15 protein-coding genes are annotated in these 18,517 nt (G+C 47.0%); 7 read left to right on the top strand and 8 right to left on the bottom strand.

Annotated elements, in window-relative coordinates:
• Positions 1-11: 11 nt before the first annotated feature.
• The gene (locus FRZ54_RS02745; RefSeq protein ID WP_147030123.1) at positions 12-1,175 is read right to left on the bottom strand and encodes a hypothetical protein; all 1,164 of its coding nucleotides are present in this window, start codon (positions 1,173-1,175) and stop codon (positions 12-14) included.
• Positions 1,172-2,149 (bottom strand): DUF2157 domain-containing protein, encoded by a 978-nt coding sequence (locus tag FRZ54_RS02740; RefSeq protein ID WP_228462606.1) that lies wholly within the window; start codon positions 2,147-2,149, stop codon positions 1,172-1,174. The genes FRZ54_RS02745 and FRZ54_RS02740 overlap by 4 nt, the downstream gene beginning before the upstream one ends.
• A gap of 146 nt (positions 2,150-2,295) precedes the next feature.
• Here FRZ54_RS02740 and FRZ54_RS02735 point away from each other — a divergent pair, with 146 nt between their 5' ends.
• Genes FRZ54_RS02735 through FRZ54_RS02725 form a run of 3 tightly spaced genes read left to right on the top strand, consistent with a single transcriptional unit; the run spans position 2,296 to position 7,075 of the window.
• On the top strand, positions 2,296-3,546 hold the full coding sequence (locus FRZ54_RS02735; RefSeq protein ID WP_147030121.1) for an MFS transporter: 1,251 nt from the start codon (positions 2,296-2,298) through the stop codon (positions 3,544-3,546).
• Positions 3,546-4,391 (top strand): ROK family protein, encoded by an 846-nt coding sequence (locus FRZ54_RS02730; RefSeq protein ID WP_147030120.1) that lies wholly within the window; start codon positions 3,546-3,548, stop codon positions 4,389-4,391. The genes FRZ54_RS02735 and FRZ54_RS02730 overlap by 1 nt, the downstream gene beginning before the upstream one ends.
• A 29-nt stretch (positions 4,392-4,420) precedes the next feature.
• Positions 4,421-7,075 (top strand): glycoside hydrolase family 2 protein, encoded by a 2,655-nt coding sequence (locus tag FRZ54_RS02725; RefSeq protein WP_147030119.1) that lies wholly within the window; start codon positions 4,421-4,423, stop codon positions 7,073-7,075.
• 59 nt (positions 7,076-7,134) lie between these two features.
• Here the strand turns inward: FRZ54_RS02725 and FRZ54_RS02720 are convergent, their stop codons facing one another.
• From FRZ54_RS02720 to FRZ54_RS02710, 3 genes are read right to left on the bottom strand one after another with little or no spacing between them, the layout of a single operon-like run.
• Positions 7,135-7,812, bottom strand: coding sequence for a M24 family metallopeptidase (locus FRZ54_RS02720; protein WP_147030118.1), 678 nt, complete (start codon positions 7,810-7,812; stop codon positions 7,135-7,137).
• Between the two features lie 16 nt (positions 7,813-7,828).
• The gene (locus FRZ54_RS02715) at positions 7,829-8,953 is read right to left on the bottom strand and encodes a DUF2911 domain-containing protein (protein ID WP_147030117.1); all 1,125 of its coding nucleotides are present in this window, start codon (positions 8,951-8,953) and stop codon (positions 7,829-7,831) included.
• The gene (locus FRZ54_RS02710) at positions 8,950-9,522 is read right to left on the bottom strand and encodes a cysteine hydrolase family protein (protein ID WP_147030116.1); all 573 of its coding nucleotides are present in this window, start codon (positions 9,520-9,522) and stop codon (positions 8,950-8,952) included. The genes FRZ54_RS02715 and FRZ54_RS02710 overlap by 4 nt, the downstream gene beginning before the upstream one ends.
• Positions 9,523-9,623: 101 nt before the next feature.
• Here FRZ54_RS02710 and FRZ54_RS02705 point away from each other — a divergent pair, with 101 nt between their 5' ends.
• Positions 9,624-10,487 carry a LysR family transcriptional regulator gene (locus FRZ54_RS02705; protein ID WP_147030115.1) on the top strand — a complete coding sequence of 288 codons (864 nt, stop codon included), beginning with the start codon at positions 9,624-9,626 and terminating at the stop codon, positions 10,485-10,487.
• Positions 10,488-10,503: 16 nt separating this feature from the next.
• Here FRZ54_RS02705 and FRZ54_RS02700 read toward each other — a convergent pair whose 3' ends face one another.
• The 3 genes from FRZ54_RS02700 to FRZ54_RS02690 form a co-directional block, all read right to left on the bottom strand.
• A complete protein-coding gene (locus FRZ54_RS02700) occupies positions 10,504-11,154 on the bottom strand; it encodes a YceH family protein (RefSeq protein WP_147030114.1) in 651 nt (216 codons plus the stop codon).
• Between the two features lie 96 nt (positions 11,155-11,250).
• The gene (locus tag FRZ54_RS02695; RefSeq protein WP_147030113.1) at positions 11,251-11,610 is read right to left on the bottom strand and encodes a hypothetical protein; all 360 of its coding nucleotides are present in this window, start codon (positions 11,608-11,610) and stop codon (positions 11,251-11,253) included.
• 306 nt (positions 11,611-11,916) lie between these two features.
• Complete coding sequence (locus tag FRZ54_RS02690; RefSeq protein WP_147030112.1) at positions 11,917-12,300, bottom strand: hypothetical protein; 384 nt, start codon at positions 12,298-12,300, stop codon at positions 11,917-11,919.
• Positions 12,301-12,517: 217 nt separating this feature from the next.
• On the opposite strand from FRZ54_RS02690, the gene FRZ54_RS02685 reads away from it, so the two are divergent.
• From FRZ54_RS02685 to FRZ54_RS02675, 3 genes are all read left to right on the top strand, one after another.
• Positions 12,518-13,354: an MBL fold metallo-hydrolase gene (locus FRZ54_RS02685; RefSeq protein WP_147030111.1), complete on the top strand. Its 837-nt coding sequence runs from the start codon at positions 12,518-12,520 to the stop codon at positions 13,352-13,354.
• Positions 13,355-13,671: 317 nt separating this feature from the next.
• Entirely contained in the window at positions 13,672-16,812 is a 3,141-nt protein-coding gene (locus FRZ54_RS02680) for an AsmA family protein (RefSeq protein WP_147030110.1), read from the top strand.
• Positions 16,813-16,896: 84 nt separating this feature from the next.
• Positions 16,897-18,468 carry a glycerol-3-phosphate dehydrogenase/oxidase gene (locus FRZ54_RS02675; RefSeq protein WP_147034401.1) on the top strand — a complete coding sequence of 524 codons (1,572 nt, stop codon included), beginning with the start codon at positions 16,897-16,899 and terminating at the stop codon, positions 18,466-18,468.
• Positions 18,469-18,517 lie beyond the last annotated feature (49 nt).

Raw genomic sequence — 18,517 nt, 5'->3', positions numbered from 1 at the left:
ATTATCCGGCGCTAAAAATTGCCGCTCGAACCACCTCCGCCAAAATCGCCTCCGCCGAATTTTACGCTGTTGTCGGCCGGGGCCGGTGTATGACTTGAAAAGCTTTCCGCAACCAGCAGCGATTCAACTTTGAGGCGATCCGCCATGTGTTCATCTTCAGGTGCAGCATAAGTAAACCCGTGTCTGGGCGTTTTAAGGTAGCGGATGATGCCGTATGCCAGGCCGAGTAACACTGCCCCGGCTATGGTAAGCATAATATCGGTAGGCAGGATGTGATAATAATTGCGGAACGTAAGTACAGCGGGAACGATCATTAACAAGCCGGTACGAAGCAGGATAATATTCTTTTTCCTGATCCCGAAACCAATATACACCAGCGGAATCCCGATGGTCCATGCCCAAAAGAAAGTGCCAAACGGAACATTGAATGGTTGGCCGTGCAGATTATCGCTTAAAGTTTTTATGATATAGTAATTGCCGGCAGCATACAGCGTTACCAGGCAAACTATTTGTGCTACTGTAAAACAGTTTTCATGATCAACAAATTTTGACATGCTTGTATAACTAAGCCAATATCCGCCGCCGGCGACGAGCATCATGATGAAAGGTGCGGTTGTTAAGCCCGATGCAATCAAACTGGTCCAGGTAAAAAAGATAAAGGCAAAAAGGCAAAAGGAGCATGCGGCAGCCATCAAAATATCAATAAACCGCAGACTTAGAATAAGGAACATTAAGAATGCAATTCCGCAAAGGGTTGCATAATTGGCGCGGTCGCCAAAGCCTGAGAACGCCATAAAAAGCCCTGCTAAAATCATGCAGGCTGATAAAAATAGTAGCGCATCATCAACACCCGAACGATAATGATGTTTGACATATACCATAAGCTCGAGGCCGACATAACTCACCATCCCTAAGAAGATCGGGAAAGCCGGGCTATCAAAGATATCTGCACTGGCGGCCATTAAGGAGATCAGTCCATACGCAAACAGCACCACAACGCAGGTGATAATAAAAAAACCAGCACGTGCAAGTGCACCCGGCGTGTAAAAGCCTGCCGGATACTGCTCCATGATAGCTTTTAATTCGCCCTCTGTAATACGGCCGGCTGCCTCATCTTTTTTCAGCATGTCTTTCAGCCGCAGGTTGGCCAGCCATTTTGTGTTATAGGCTATCATGCTGTTTTGATTTTTCTGTTGAGATTTATAAGCAGGAATATCAGGCCGATGCCCGAGCCGATAAAATATAGCGACAAAAGCGACATAGCACCCAGGTCGGCTGTTTGTATAAGTACACGAACTACAAGGCTGCTTACGGCGATATAACTATAGAGCACGGTCAGCAGAATAAAGTAAAACGATCTGTGTTTAAACGCGTCCTGATAGATAAAAAATGCAAAGCAAAACAGGCCCAGCATCCACGCGAACGAAATAGCCGACTGGTAATAATGGAAATAACCAGCCAGCATGATAATGAAACCAACGTGCACCCCATAATGCAGATAGCTGAATTTAAAATGCTTTTTGAAATTGAAATATTGCGTGGCATATGCGGCAGCAACCAATAGCATCCCCAGCATAAGGTAGGTGAAAATGATAGTTTCGCTGTCAAAATCGCTGTTAAGAAGCAGTTGTTTTGGTGTTACCGATACACCCATCCATACAGCAAGGTTGGCAATGGCAATGTTAAGTATACCCAAATGGTCAAAATAATAAGCGGTAAAGAACAGCACCAACATGGGTATCAAAGTTGCCAGCCCGTAATTCAGCCCGAATACTTTATATTCAAATTGCAGGTATCCTACAAAGATTAGGAAACTGGTGCAGGCCAGCAGCAATATGTAATCAAATGCGGTATTAGGCGATTTCACCTGCCCGGCACTGAAAGGCAGTTTGGTTTTAAAGCAGTAAGCAAAACATCCCGTACAGATGAGTGCTATCAGCATCAGCACAAACTGGTGCCCGATGGTATCAATGTTTTCGTAGATCAGCAACCCAAGACCACCGGTGAGCAGTAACACACCCAGGTAGAGGACGGACTTCAGTTCCCAATGCACGGAAAACAGCGGCTTTTCCCTGTCAGCACTTACTTTGGCGAACGATTCATCGCTCAGCAACCCCGCAGCATGTAACTCTTCATAAATTTCAGGCATCAGTAATTGTGGGTTGGTTTATCAATAATACTAAACCTAATTGATATCGCCACAATATTGTTACTTTTTAAAATTTTTCAAAAAGTTAGGATATGCAATATTTTTAGCGATATTAGTTAGCCGTTCCAACGCCTAAATTAAACTTCATGAAGAGCAAACCCAATTACTATATCGTAGCATTGATCCTGCTTACGTTTTTTGTGATATCGTTCATGACCAACGTGATCGGGCCGCTCTCGCCTGAATTCATAAAGGACTTCAAATTAAGCGATCTGCTGGCCGGGGTATTGCCATTTGCTTTTTTCATTGCATACGGCGTTATGTCTATCCCGACGAGCATGCTGGTGCAAAAATATAACGAGAAGAAAATAATGGTTGCGGCATTTATCGTCGCGTTCGTAGGTTCATTGCTTCTGGCGGCCCAGCCCAATTACCTGACAACGATATTATCCCTTTTTCTTATAGGCTGCGGTATGGCCATGCTGCAGGTAGTTATTAACCCTTTATTACGTGTTGCAGGAGGAGCGGAAAATTATGCTTTCACCTCTGTACTGGCGCAATTGATATTTGGGGGGGCGTCTTTTATTAGTCCGCTGGTTTACTCTTATATGGTGCTGAACCTGCAGCACAAAAGCGGGGGCATTGTATCGGTGTTGCAGCCGATGGTGCCTGCCGGTATGCCATGGATATCACTGTATTGGTTGTTCACTATTATCAGCCTGTTGATGTTCGTGATCATACTGGTCTCGAGGTTTCCCAAGGTTGAATTGCAAAGCGATGAAAAGGCCGGCCCATGGAAAACCCATGTCGACCTGTTCAAAAAGCCGGTGGTTATCGCTTATTTCATCGCTTTGTTCTGTTATGTTGGTACCGAACAGGGGGTATCGTACTGGATGTCGGAGTTTCTGCACCGCTACCACCAGATCGACCCGCAAACCAAAGGCGCGGACGCAGTGGCTTATTTTTGGGGCCTGATGATGATTGGCGGTATTTTAGGCCTCATTCTGCTCAAACTCATCGATAGCCGTAAACTGTTGGTCCTGTTTACCATACCGGCAATCATTTTGCTTTCGTTTGCCTTATTCGGAAGCGCTAAAATTTCATTATATGCCTTTCCTGCTATCGGTTTTTTCATGTCGGTAATGTACCCTATCATATTTTCGCTGGCGCTTAGTTCGGTTGATAAAGATCACGGGTCTTTCGCGGGGATACTGGTTACCGGTATCATCGGTGGTGCTGTAGTGCAGATATTGATAGGCGGGCTGGGCAACCTGGTGGGTTTGCGGGCAGGCATGATGTTCCTGTATATAACTTTTGGCTATATGCTGAGCATCGGTTTCTGGGCCAAACCACTGATCACTAATCAAACGGTGTTTGATAAAAAGGATAAAGCATAATGAGTACTAAAGTTATTGGGGTCGACCTGGGAGCAACAAACGTTCGTGGCGCGGTGGTAACCGGCGACAAATTATCAGCTATTATTTCGGCCCGGATACATAGCGAAGGCTCGGTTGATGATGTGCTGAATGATATTTACCAGGTGGTTGACCAACTGATGGCGGATGATATTGCGGCTATTGGCATTGGCGTGCCCAGCGTGGTTGACGTTGAACAGGGCATTGTTTACGATGTATTGTACATCCCGTCGTGGGTTGAGGTGCCTTTGAAAAAGCACATGGAGGCCCGTTATCATGTACCGGTTTTTGTAAATAACGATGCCAACTGTTTTGCCGTGGGCGAATACCATTTAGGCAAAGGCGGCGGGGTGGATTCCATGATCGGGCTGACGCTTGGCACGGGCCTGGGCGCAGGGGTTATTATCAATAAAAAACTGTTTGCCGGTTACAATTGCGGCGCGGGGGAGTTTGGGTTGCTGGATTACAAGGATAACATTCTTGAATATTATGCCAGCGGCTCTTTTTTTCAGAATGTATATGGGTTAGACGGGACACAAGTGTTTGCCGATGCCCAAAAAGGCGATAAGCGTGCCCTGGAACTGTACGCTGAACTGGGCACGCATATCGGTCATGCTGTAAAAATGGTGATCTATGCGCTCGACCCGCAGCTGATCATACTGGGCGGATCGGTGCGGCTGGCCTTCGATTATTTTCAAAAGACGATGTGGGACGAGATCAGGACGTGCGTTTATACTAAATCGGCAGAACGGATACGTGTGGAAGCATCGGAACTACAAAACAGCGGCATATTAGGCGCGGCGGCATTGTATTACGATGCGCAATAAATGAGAAAGTAAGCTATTAAAATCAACATATGAAAAGGTTCAGTTTGATGATAATGTTGTCATCACTATTCATTTACCAATCATTCGCCCAAACAACCGAGAGCTACTGGATGATATTGAAAGACGGCTGGCAAATGCAGTCGGTTACTAAAGATGCAAGTCCCGGCAGCGCTATATCACAGGCTAAATTTGTGCCGAAAGGTTGGTATAAGGTGAGCGTGCCTACGACCATTATAGCAGGACTGCTTGCCAATAAGGTATATGATTTCGACCCCTTCATGGGGATGAATTTTGAAAAACTGAAGGACCCGGCGCTTGATAAACCCTGGTGGTTCCGCAAGACTTTTGTGATGCCCCTTTCTGAAAAAGGGAAGGCGGTGATATTGAAACTGCACGGTATCAATTACAAGGCCAATGTGTGGCTCAATGGTACAAAGATCGCCGATTCGACCCAAACCATGGGGCCGTTCCGTGTCATCGAACTGGATGTTACCAAAAACATCAAAGCGGCAGGCAGCAATGTGCTTGCCCTGGAGATCAAAAGGCCGGTAAACCCGCAGCACAAAGGCGGCGACCTGGCAATAGATTATGCCGACTGGATACATTACCCGCCCGACTATAACGGAGGTATTGTGAACGACATCGAAATAAAGACCTTTGATAAAGTGGGTATCCAGTATCCGCTGGTAACAACCAACTTCGACCTGCCGTCGCTAGCAACGGCGCATTTAACAGTTGATGCGTTGGTTACCAACTATTCCAAAAATCCGCAGGATGTGGTTGTAAAGGGTAAGATCAATGCTGATATCACCTTCGAGAAAAAAGTGCACCTGGGCCCGAATGAAATAGCCAATGTGACCTTTACACCAACTGAATTTACACAGCTGAACATCGGCAACCCTAAAATATGGTGGCCCTGGCAGTACGGCAAACCCGAATTAAATCATATCGAGCTTTCCATTGCACACGGCAGCGCGGTGAGCAATACGATAGCTGAGAATTTTGGGATCAGGCAGATCACGTCGAAACTGATCGATGATAAATCGCGCGAGTTTATTGTGAACGGCAAGCCTATTATGCTGCGCGGTGCGGCCTGGTCGCCTGATATTTTCCAGCGGCGGTCGCCCGAAAGACAGGAACAGGAGCTTCGTTTGTACCGCGATATGAACATGAATATCGTACGCTCGGAGGGTAAACTGGAAGACGATCATTTTTATGCGTTATGCGATAAATACGGGCTGCTGGTGATGACCGGCTGGATGTGTTGCGGTGCGTGGCAATATCCGGAGAACTGGGACAAGGCAAAGCGTGTAGTAGCCATGCAATCGGACAGCAGCGTGATGTACTGGTTACGCAATAAACCAAGTATTATGGTATGGCTTAACGGCAGCGATATGCCTCCGCGCGACACCACGGTTGAACGCGACTACCTCAATATTGAAGCTGCGCTAAAATGGCCCAATCCGACCATATCCACGGCTAACGAAAGCAAATCAAAAGTGTCGGGCTTTAGCGGGGTTAAAATGGCCGGACCTTACGAGTGGGTTCCTCCAATTTATTGGGAAACGGATACCACCAGCAAATTTGGTGGCGGTACCTGGAGTTTTGCGACTGAAATATCGCCCGGCCCTTCAATACCGCCGTATGAGAGTTTGATCAAGTTTATTCCGAAGGATTCGTTGTGGTACAACAGCAAAACATGGGACTACCATTGCGGTACCATGACTTTCGGGAACACAAAAGTGTTTAACGAGGCGTTGGAAAATCGCTACGGCAAACCGCTAGACATTAAGCAGTACGTTGCCGAGGCGCAGGCGCAAAACTACGAGGCGCACCGCGCCATGATGGAAGGCTACGGGCTGCACAAATACAATACCGCAACAGGCGTTGTGCAATGGATGGGCAGCAATCCATGGCCAGGGTTGATTTGGCACACTTATGATTATTACCTTTATCCGGCCGGAACTTATTTCGGCATGAAAAAGTCGATGGAACCCTTGCATGTCATGTATTCCTATGCCGACAATGAGGTAGATGTTATTAACTCGCTGCTGACGAAATTCAGCGGGTTAAGAGCCGAGGCGACCATTTACGATCTGGACGGCAGCCAGAAATATATCAACTCTTCAGTAGTGGATGTTGATGCCGATGGTACAGCAAAGTGCTTTAAACTACCGGCTGCCGATGGCTTTTCGGACACCTATTTCCTGCGCCTGCAACTAACGGACGACAAGGGCGCAGTCCGCAGTATTAACTGGTACTGGTTGTCGAAAAAAGGCGATGTGCTGAACTGGAAAAAATCCAAATGGTACACTACGCCCGAAACTTCCTACACTGACTATACAAGCCTGCAGTCCCTTGGTAAAACCGGCCTGAAAGTATCCTATTACACCGATAAAAAGGCCGATAGCACTTATCATGCGGTAACCATCACCAACACGGGTAAAACGGTTGCTTTCCAGGTGCATTTAAGGGCTTTAAAAGGACAGCGCGGAGATGATATTTTGCCGGTGATCTTCAGCGATAATTATATCGAACTGGCGCCGGGCGAAAGCAGGGTCATCCGCGTAAGCTATGCTAATAAGGATGCTAAAGGAACCATGCCCTACTTATTGACTACGGCATGGAACCTTGACATAGGTTCGAGCCAGTCGGATAAGCAGGCCGGGTTTGCCGCTAATTAACAAAGCTGCCTGCATAAAAAATACGCCTGGAAAACAGGCGTATTTTTTATGGCGTCGTTTCATTGAGCCAGTAATTGCTCAAAGAAGCCGCCGATTTGGTTTACCCTGTCAACAAATTGTATCTCCAGTATCCAGTGCCGGGCATTCCCGTCTTTATCTGCCTGGAAAATGTCTGCATGGTTATCAGGATGAATGTCCAAACCCAGGTCGTCCGGGCCAAGCTGCTCGTGCGGGAAATGCCCGACAATATGCCCGCCGATCTCTCCGCCGTATTCCCAGCCGTATTTTTTTGCCAGTTCGTTCAAATAGCTAAAGTATTGCGCCCCGGTAAGGCTGCTCTGTTCATCGTACCAGGTTTTGGCTTCGTGCCAGGCTGCTTCCACATCCCTTTTCAATTTCAGCTTTAACGGGTCCAGGCCTATAACATAGGTTCTGCCCAGGTCCGCTTCCCATCCTTCGAATATCGGCCCAAAATCAAGGATCACAATGTCATCTTCCTGTATTATCCGGTCGGGCGGGTTCCCGCTATACGAATGCAGTGTATTGGCACCTGCCCTTACGATCTTTTTATGCCAGAATTTTTCTATCCCGAAATGGTTACGTGCGACCTCAACAACCTCGCCGGCCAGCTGCTTTTCTGATTTTCCAGGCGCGATTAACCCCAAACCCTCTACCACGTTGAATAATTGTTTTGCTTTTTGCTCGGCGGCTGCCAATTTTTGCTTTGCGTTATTCATGTTTTGCCTTTGCTGGTTAATTGATGTCTTTGCCGTTCTGCAGGTCCCTTATATTTCGTTCTACCTCCAGTTTATTGCCTCCTTTAGCCTGGGGTAAAGCCTTTTGCGCGTATTCAAGTGCTTTTTTATAATCGCCCATTGCCGAATAGCTACAGGCCATACCCAGGTTGGTGAAGAGATTATCCGGGAATTTTTGATAGTTCATTTTAAATACCGCGATCGCTTCCTTCGTCTGTTTTGCAGCCATTAAGCCGGAGGCATAAACGTACGCTTCAAACTGGTCGGCATAAGGGAGAGCTTTTTTCATGATCTCGGCCGCTTCTGCCTTTCGGCCCATGCTGTCGAGCACCGCAGCTTTAGTTTGCCAGGGTGTGAAACTTGTGCTTCCACCGAAGCGAAAACTTGTGGCGCTGTCGGCCCACATTAAACCTTCTTCGAGGTTGGTTTTATTGGCCGCGCAAAATGCCGCGGCCTGATTCCATCCCTGCCACAACGCCGGTAATGCCTTATCTCCGCGCAGCTCTTTCCTGAAGGATGCTATCTGCGTTTTTATAACATCCACATCTATTTTAAAGGGGATCATCAGCTTTTCCCACTGTAATTGCACGGTAGCGCCTGAAGCGGTCTGATCGGCAAATTCATATTTCAGATACTCGACACTTTTTTCGGTTTTTACAGGCTTTACATTTACGCGCAAAGCATCTTCAGCAGGGTCGTAAAAAAAATTGCCCCAGGAGGTGGAATTTTTCGAGAAGATCAGGACACATTCATTGGGGTCGTAAGCAATAAAAAAGCCGTACCTGCCTGCGGGCAGGTCGCGGCCCTCTATTTTAACGTCAGTTGTAAACTCAATGGTCGTGTTCTCATTTGCCCCGGCGCGCCAGGGTGCAGGTTTTTTGGCGCCATAGCCAAGTTCGGTAAAGCCTACCGGGATAAGTTCGCCCCAAATATGGCCCTCCCTTTTTTTAACACCCGGGCGGCTGTAATTAATCGTGACGTTGGTGATGCCAATGCCCTCGCTAACGGATGCCCTTTTATTGCCTCCGCGCGGGAGCGTGGTCAATTGTGCCTTAACTGTACCGGCGAAAGCCAGTTGAAAAGACAGTAACAGCAAACAGAATTTTAGTAAATTTTTGATCATAATATGTTTTGTTTTATAATGTCAGTTGTTACAACCGTAGCAAACTCGTTATTTAAACTTGCCAATGCGGTTTCGTGAATAAGTTCGGCTGAATAATTTTGTCCGTCGATACCCTTTTTATTGAATGTTGCGGTAGCGTCGGTAACCAGGAAAGTTTTGTAGCCCAGGTTCCCGGCCATGCGGGTAGTTGTCGAGATGCAGTGATCGGTAGTTAAGCCCACAATAACCAGGGTTGTAATTCCGGCTTTATCCAATTGCGCCTGCAAGTCGGTGCCTATAAAGGCGCTATTTACATTCTTTTTGATGACAGGCTCGCCGTCGATAGGGGCAACCAGCTCATTAAATTGATTGCCGGCATTAGTCTCGTGAAGTGGGGAAATGAGAGTAGTAGAGCAATGCTGCACATGAAAAATCGGAAGGCCGTTATCTCTCCAAATTGTCAGCAGTTCATGTGCCCGTGATTCAGCATCAGGATTATTTCTCTGCCCGCCCCAATAGGCAATGTCCTCGAATCCTTTCTGAATGTCGACCAGGATCAACGCCGGCCTGTCCGCTTTCACCATACTCATTTACAATCTTTATATCAGTTAATGTGCTTCAGCAAAAAAAAAGCGTTTAACTGATAAAATAAAATACTTAATTTTGATTAATTGATAACTTATTTTTATTGATGGATATTCAGCAGATCAAAAATTTCCTGGTTTTATGCGAGACGCTCAACTACCGCAAGGCCGCCGGGCAGATCAATATTGTGCAGCCGGCATTAAGCAGGCAAATACAACTGCTGGAAAATGAGATGGGCGCAACACTGTTTAATCGCAGCAAACGAACGGTTACCTTAACCGAGGCCGGCCTTTTTTTTCAGAAGGAGGCGGACAGGATATTGCAGGATCTGAACAAAACCATTGCCCGGGCCGCTCAAATAAACAATGGCGAAGCCGGCGAAATTAGGATAACCCATGCCAGTTCGGCAATGAACAGTGTGGTACCGCCCTTCCTGGTCCGGATGAAGCAAAGGTGGCCCAACCTGAAAACCATCGCGCAGGAAACATCAAACTTTGAGCAAATAGAAATGGTGCTGGCCCGCAATGCGGATATGGGAGTGGCTCCTAATATTATGCTACCGCCGGAAATGCGGTCGAAGGTATTGTACAGGGAAAACTATGTACTGATATTACCCGGCAACCATCCGTTGGCTAAAGAGAAAATTACCGACCTGTCGGTGCTGAAAGACGAGACCTTTATATTGCCGCAGGTTTCTACGGGTGTCGGTTATGTCGAGGCGATATTGCAGATATGCCAGGACTTCGGCTTTAAGCCCAATGTTGCGCACGAGTCGGCACACGCAATGGGTGTGCTGCGGCTGGTGGAAGCAGGCCTGGGCATTTCCATTGAGCCGGTATCGTCGGTAAGCGGCGCAGCAATGAATATTAAACTCATTGAATTAAAAAGCCTGCCTCAAAAAGCATCGATGGTACTTTTCTGGCTGCGCGAACGCGACGCGGAATTAAGCAGGTTTATTGAAATGTTTTGAACAGGTACGACCCCGGCTACATTAACTCCTTCATTAATTTATCAAAAGCTTCTTTTAATTCAGCCAGGTCGGTTTCGAGTTTAGTAATCCGCGCCTCCAGTTCGCCTGGTGAGCGTGACGGGGTGTTGTCAGAATAGCTTTCTTCGCTCCAGTTTGCCGTGCCGCCAAGCAGGTGGATGTACCTCGCTTCTTTTTGGCCAGGGCGGCGATCGAGCTGTTTGATGAATGGGTCATCGCCCGAGGCTAACTTGTCCAAGATCACCTGCACATCTTCTATCGATTCAAACTCATATAAGCGCCCTGAGTTGGTGTTCAACTCGCCGGGGGTTTGGGGCCCGCGCAATATAAGCAGGCAAATTATGGCTAATTCGGACGGGATAAGCGGATAGACGATGGCAAAATTATGTTTATACTTAACCACCCTGTCGGTCCCGCCGGTAGCGGTGGACACAAGGCCGCGCCGCTTCAGGGTATTCACTGCATTGATTACGGTTTCGTTGTCGTATTGCACCACCGGGTTGCGCGATGTTTTTTGGTTGCAGGCAGCTACCAGGCTATTGATCGTCATGGGATAATAATCGGGGGTGGTACGACTTTTTTCCATCATCGAACCAAGTACGCGCAGTTCGGCATCGTCCAGTTGCGGCGGTTTTTGTGTTGAATCCATGCGCTAAAGATAGAAACAGCGCTCGCTTTTTTGCAAACTAAAAAAGCACCGCCCACGGGGGCGATGCTTTGGCCACTGCACTTTATCAACTATCAATTATTCCTGGAAGAAGAAGTACGACTTTGCGCCGTCAACTTCGTAAACATGCATGCGTTTGGTAACCGAGCCGCTTTCTGTTTTTACTTCAACTTTATAGTCACCGTTATCAAGGGCGCTGATGTTATAGCCTTTTTCGGTAGGCAGGCCCTTTGATACAAGGTCTTTAAATATTACGTTATGTTCGTTGTCATAAAAAATAATGACCGATTTTTCAGCGGCTACTTTTACGCCGAAACCTTTGTCATTTTTTAGTGAAGTGAAGCTAACACCTGCGTCAGCTTTGGGTGCCTTTGGGGCTGCGAAAACACTGGTACCTATTCCTAATATCAGTGCTGCGATTGCGATTGTCTTTTTCATTTTTTTACCAATTTTATTGTAAAACCTAATTTGCTTTGTTATTTCAATGTCCAAAACAACAATAAGTATGGTTATTAAAAAAATGTATTAGACCACCACCCGAAAGGTATAGACGAACGCCCTTTTTTGCCAATTTTTAGCATGTAAGTGGTTAATAATTAATAAAATACATGCTTCGTAGAGTGTGAGGCGCTATTGATAGAGCCATTTTGGTAATTTGTCGATGAAAGTGCCCTTAAAACGACAAAAGCATCACCCCAAATGGAAGATGATGCTTTAAAAAAATGGCATACCCGCAACGCACGGTTACATGATATCGACGACCCTCCTGTTGCCGTTGTTGTAGATATAGAAATTTGTTTTGATATCGTGTCCCTTTGCGTATATCTCGACGCTGTATTTGCCATTATCCAATTCGCGCAGCATGTACTTTTTTTCTGCGAGTGTTCCCCTGGTAAGGCAATCTTTAAACACGGTATTGCCCGAATCGTCATTGATGATAACCATTGATTTTCCGGGGATAGCCTTGTCGACATGAATGGCAAATCCGCGGTTATGTTTAAGCGGGATAATGCTAACCTGGTTATAGGACATATCGTTCATTTTGTGATGTCGCGGTTTTGCGGTAGTAGTCAACGCAGTGGCTGCAGATAACAGCAACACAGCTGATAGCCTGAAGAATGTTTTCATAGCACTTAAGTTTTGTGCCAGGGCGCATTAACAATTCGTACCCTGGCGGTCCAATTCATATCGGTATAACAGCCGGTTTCCCATTGTGTTTCATTTTTCTTATGCTAACCTGTTCATTGTTAATAAGGTACGGGTGGTCTGCCCGCTTATCCCGGGCTCAAACTAAATTGAAAAAATCGTGGAAAATAGCCCCGAAATAGGTTAATTTGCAGGTATCATGTCGCTTTTCATCGCATCGCTAAATTCGGGCAGCAACGGCAACTGCTATTACATCGGTAACGATAAGGAAGCCATCCTGATCGATGCCGGGATATCCTGCCGCGAGACGGAAAGGCGCATGCAAAGGCTCGGCCTGTCCATGCAAAAGGTGAAGGCGATCTTTGTATCGCACGAGCATTCGGACCATATTAACGGTATTGCCGTCCTTTCCCGGAAATACAGGCTGCCGGTGTATATTACCCCGGCAACATTGCAAAGCAGCGGCCTGAGCCTTGAACGCGAATTAGTATTTTCTTTCAAGGCTTATGAGCCTGTTACCATAGGCAGTATCACTATTTCGGCATTCCCCAAGTTTCATGATGCGGCCCATGCACACAGTTTCAACATCACCTGTAGTCAGGTTACCGTTGGTGTGTTTACCGATATTGGCATGGCCTGCAAACATCTGACAGAGCATTTTGCCAAATGTCATGCGGCGTTCCTGGAAGCTAATTATGACGAGGATATGCTGGAAAGGGGACGTTACCCTTATCACTTAAAACGCCGTATCCGCGGCGGACTGGGGCATTTATCCAACACCCAGGCGCTGGAGGTTTTTCTTACCCATCGGCCGGCGTTCATGAGCCACTTGTTTTTGGCGCACTTATCAAAGGACAATAACGACCCCAACCTGGTGCATGAGCTTTTCAGCCGCCATGCGGGCGAAACAGAAATTATTGTAGCCTCAAGGTTTGTGGAAACGGCGGTTTATCATATCAGCGGTTCATTTGCCCCAACTGAGAAGCCGGTGAATATCATAGCTGAAAGAACGCAGGTGCAGTTTAGTTTGTTTTGAGAGGTTAGTGATTAGTTAACCAGTGATTAGGGCGGAAGAACTTTATAAAGGTATTGCAGGATTTACTCACAAATCTGTATAGCTATTTGAGGTCGAGTCAGATGGTTACTTTTTATGGTAACACATTTTAACGAGATTTTACAATAAATAACTTATAATCAATACATTAACTACTTAAGCGTTGGAGATTGTGTTAACCATGTTAACCTTGTTTTGACACCATCACCAATTGCATTCAATCTTAAACTTATCTTTATAAATACTTTCCCATTTATTTTTATCTTCATACAACCGTACCTGTACGATTGCTTACGAAGATGAAATTTAAGAAGATCCTGTTTAAAACGCTGAAAATTACGGGTATTACCATAGGTAGCATACTCCTGCTAATGTTTCTTTTGCCGGTGCTTTTCCCGAAAACTATCACGAAAAAGATAAAACAACTGGCCAATAACAGTATAAACGGGCAGCTTAACTTCTCGGGAACCAGTCTTTCGTTCTTCAAACGCTTCCCTGAACTAACCCTTACTCTGGAGGATTTTACGCTGAAGGGCAGCGCGCCTTTTCAGCAGGACACGCTTATCGCTGCCAAGGATATTTCATTTGCCGTCGACTTGACCTCGTTGCTGCAGTCAAAGATCAAGATAAGCAAAGTTTACCTGAGCAAGGCATTTATCAATATCGAGGTTGACAGCGCCGGGCACGGCAACTATAGTGTTTATAAAAGTCAGCCGCAGGCCGAGCAATCCAAAGCAGACACGGGCGCCGCTTCGCTTGGCATTGAGGAAATAGTGATAGAAAAGAGCCACCTCGTTTACGATGACGCTTCCATTCCGACGCAGATAGATGCCCGCAACTTTAACTACCGCGGCAGCGGCGATTTTACCAAAAATATTTTTGATCTGAAATCGCATGTAGAGATAGCCGAGGCTGACTTTACTTATGATAACAAGCAATATGTGGTTAACCGCACGGTGAATGCCGACCTGGTAACGAGCATCAATACAAAATCGCTTGCCTTTGCCTTCCAGAAGAACGACTTAATGATCAACAAGCTGCCGGTGAAGTTTGTCGGCCGGTTCGGGTTTATAAAGGATGGTTATGATATGGACTTCAAATTCACATCGCGCCAAACCAATTTAGGTGATATTTTCACAGCCCTGCCGCCTTCGTACGCCAAATGGGTAACCGGTACCGAGGTAAAAGGAACCGGCGAGGCCCAGGTTGAACTAACGGGCCAGTACATCGCCTCAAAAAACATCCACCCTGATTTTAGCTTTAGTATGAAGGCGCGAAACGGGTATATCTCCAACAATCATACGCCGTCGCCTGTGCAGGACCTTTACCTGGATATGGCAATGAAGGTACCCCACCTGAATCCTGACAGCATGTCGCTGAGTATCGATTCGCTGCATTTCAGGATTGATAAGGACTATTTTAACTCTAAATTCAGTGTGAACGGATTAAAATCGCCCCAAATATTTGCCCGTATAAATACGGAGGTCGACCTGGAAAAGTGGAACCGGGCATTCGGTGTCAAATCGGTGGACCTGAAGGGCCGCTACGCACTTCATTTACTGGCTGAAGGCAAATATGCTACAGGCTTGCAGAAACGCGGAATAAGGCATGTTGATACGGTGATAACCAGTATACCAAAATTCACGCTGAGATCATCCTTCAGGGATGGATACATCAAATATCCAACCGTTCCGGAAGCCATAAAAAACATAAGCTTCGATCTTGATGCGTCCTGCCCGGATAACGATGTGAAACACTTCACCATGCAGTTTGCCAATTTGAATGTGAACGCATTGAACAATTATTTAAAGGGTTATTTTAAACTGAGCAATGCCTCGGGGCTGGCCATGGATGGCGCCCTGCACTCTAAATTTAACCTGGACGAACTGAAGAAAATATATCCTGTAGAAGGAACCGACCTGCGCGGCGAATTAAGTTTCGATATGCAAACCAAGGGCCGCTATATTCCGAAACGAAAGATATTCCCGGTGATAAAGGCCGATATTAACCTGGTAAACGGTTACGTAAAAACAAAGTATTATCCTGATCCCATTAAGGATATGCAGATCAGCGCGAACATTACCGACAATACAGGCTCGCTCAGCGGGCTGAAGGTAAATATCAAGCCGGTTTCGCTGACTTTTGAGGGGCAGCCGTTCCTGCTGAAAGCTGACCTCAAGAACTTTGCCGACCTGCAATACAATATTCACTCGCAAGGTACGCTGGATATCGGCAAAATATACAAGGTGTTCGCGATAAAGGGATACGGCGTGAATGGGCTCATCACCACCAATTTTACTTTGAAGGGTAAGCAAAGCGATGCCACGGCCGGGCGTTACGACCAGTTGTTCAATAAAGGCACGATGAAGGTGAGGAACCTGGCATTAACTTCGGACCTGTTCCCGAAGCCGTTCGTCATCAAAACGGGTGTGTTTAGTTTCGTGCAGGACAAGATGAAATTTGACGCCTTTACCGCAAATTATGGCAACTCGGTTATTGTGCTGGATGGTGCATTATCCAATGTGATAGATTATGCCATGAAGCCCAACGCGCCTTTGACCGGTACTTTTAACTTAAAAAGCGGTCTTATACTTGCGGATGATTTTATGGCTTTTGCCGATGGCCCTCCACCCGCCGTTACTACAAACCCGCCGGCAAAAACAGCAGCCGCGGCGCCGACAGGCGTGGTGCTTGTACCATCCAACCTGAACCTGACTTTTACCGCCGACGTGAAGAAGGTGAAATACCAGGGCCTTGACATTAACGATGTAAAAGGTGAAATGGACATTAGCAACGGGCAGATAGTTTTGAAGCAGGCTGGTTTTACCATGATAGACGCCCCGGTGGTAATGGACGCCACTTATGGCAGCGTTACCCCGCAAAGGGCATATTTTGATTACCATATTAATGCTAAGGAGTTTGATATTAAAAAAGCTTACAACCAGGTAAAGCTGTTCCATGATATGGCAACGTCGGCATCATCGGCAGAGGGTATCGTTTCGCTTGACTATAAACTGAGCGGCAAGCTGAATAAAGACATGAAGCCTGTTTACCCCTCGCTTAAAGGCGGCGGCGTGCTTTCCATAAAAAAGGTGAAGATCAAAGGTTTCAGGCTTTTCGGCTCGGTAGCCAAGGAAACCGGCAAGGATAGCCTGGGCAAACCCGGGGATGTATCAAAGGTGGATATTAAAACGACCATCGCCAATAACATCATCACTATCGAACGTACCAAAATGCGCATCGCCGGGTTCAGGCCGAGGTTTGAAGGCCAGGTAAGTTTTAATGGCGACCTGAACCTGAAATTCAGGCTGGGACTGCCCCCTTTGGGCATTTTCGGCATACCCATGACGATAACCGGTACGCAGGCCAATCCCAAAGTGCACCTTGGACGTGGCAAAAAGGAGGATGAGCTGAAAGAGGAAGCGGACACGACCGAGTAATACTGAATTAAAAATTTGATAACGAAATAATATCGAACCCACACTGTCTAATACAGTACCTTCGGTTTATTTCTTTTTATCTTGATGATAACTACCGACAGGGGCGAAATTGTTAGATCACTGGATCCGGATAAAACCTGGGACATTATTATTACCGGTGGCGGAGCGACGGGCCTTGGGATAGCGCTCGATGCTGCCTCGAGGGGTTATCAAACCTTGCTGCTTGAGCAGGCCGACTTTGCCAAAGGGACTTCGAGCCGAAGCACCAAACTTGTACATGGCGGCGTACGCTACCTGGCGCAAGGCAATATCAGCCTTGTACGCGAGGCGCTGCGCGAACGGGGCCTGTTGCTCAAAAACGCGCCGCACCTGGTAAAGAACCTGCCGTTTATTATCCCGAATTATCGTTGGTGGGAAGGCATGTACTACAGCGTTGGTCTTGCTTTTTACGACCTGCTGGCAGGCAAACTAAGTTTTGGAAAAACCAGGCACATTTCGAAAAAAGAGACCCTTGAACGACTTCCGGGTATCGAACCTAAAGGGTTATATGGCGGTGTTGTTTATTACGACGGCCAGTTTGACGATTCCAGGCTGGCCATAAATCTTGCCCAAACCTGCCTTGAACAGGGCGCCGTGGTACTTAACTATTTTAAAGTAACAGGGCTTGAAAAGGGTGGGCACATGAAGCTTTCGGGGGTGGTAGCCAATGACCTTGAAACAGGGAAAATCTATCATCTGAAAGCAAAGGCGATCATTAACGCGACGGGCGTATTTGTGGATGACCTGCTGCAAATGGATTCGCCGGGTAAAAAGCCATTGGTGAGACCCAGCCAAGGTGTACACCTGGTCCTTAACCGGTCGTTTATGCCATCGGCTGATGCCCTAATGATCCCAAAAACGGATGATGGCCGCGTACTGTTTGCCGTACCATGGCATGATAAGCTGGTGATAGGAACCACCGATACACCGCTGGATGAACATAGCATTGAACCGGTTGCAAGGGAGCAGGAAATAGATTTTATATTGGCAAACACCGCCAGGTACCTGGAGCGACCGCCCGAACGAAAGGATGTGTTAAGCGTGTTTGCGGGCTTACGGCCCCTGGCGGCCCCGCAGGACGAATCATCCAAAACCAAAGAAATTTCGCGGGGGCACAGGATCGTGGTGTCGGCATCCGGCTTGATAACGATGACCGGCGGTAAGTGGACAACCTATCGGAAAATGGCCGAAGATACAGTTGACAAAGCTATGGAGATAGCGGGATTAAAGCCGGCATTATGCCGGACCAAAGAGCTGCCTATACATGGAAGCCGGCAAGGTACGGACTGGAACGATCACCTGTACGTATATGGAAGCGATAGGAAATCACTATTGGCACTTGCCAATGAAAACAAAGTATGGGGCGAAAAACTGCACCCGCGTTACGAATACCTGCAGGCTGAAGTGATATGGGCGGTGCGGCATGAAATGGCCCGGACGGTGGAAGATGTATTGGCGCGAAGGGTAAGGCTTTTGTTCCTGGACGCAGATGCGGCCATAGAGGCGGCGCCGCTGACAGCCAGGTTGATGGCGGCAGAATCAGGCAGGGATAGCCAATGGCAGGAAAGCCAGGTTGCATCATTCAAAAAACTGGCGCAAGCGTATTTGTTGCACTGACGCGTGGATTGTACTGAAAATATTAGGTAGCTTTATAAACCAATTATTC

The sequence above is a fragment of the Mucilaginibacter ginsenosidivorans genome, from assembly GCF_007971025.1.
Classification (GTDB): domain Bacteria; phylum Bacteroidota; class Bacteroidia; order Sphingobacteriales; family Sphingobacteriaceae; genus Mucilaginibacter; species Mucilaginibacter ginsenosidivorans.
The sequence above is the reverse complement of the archived record's forward strand: the minus strand, read 5'-3'. Positions and strand labels throughout refer to the sequence as shown.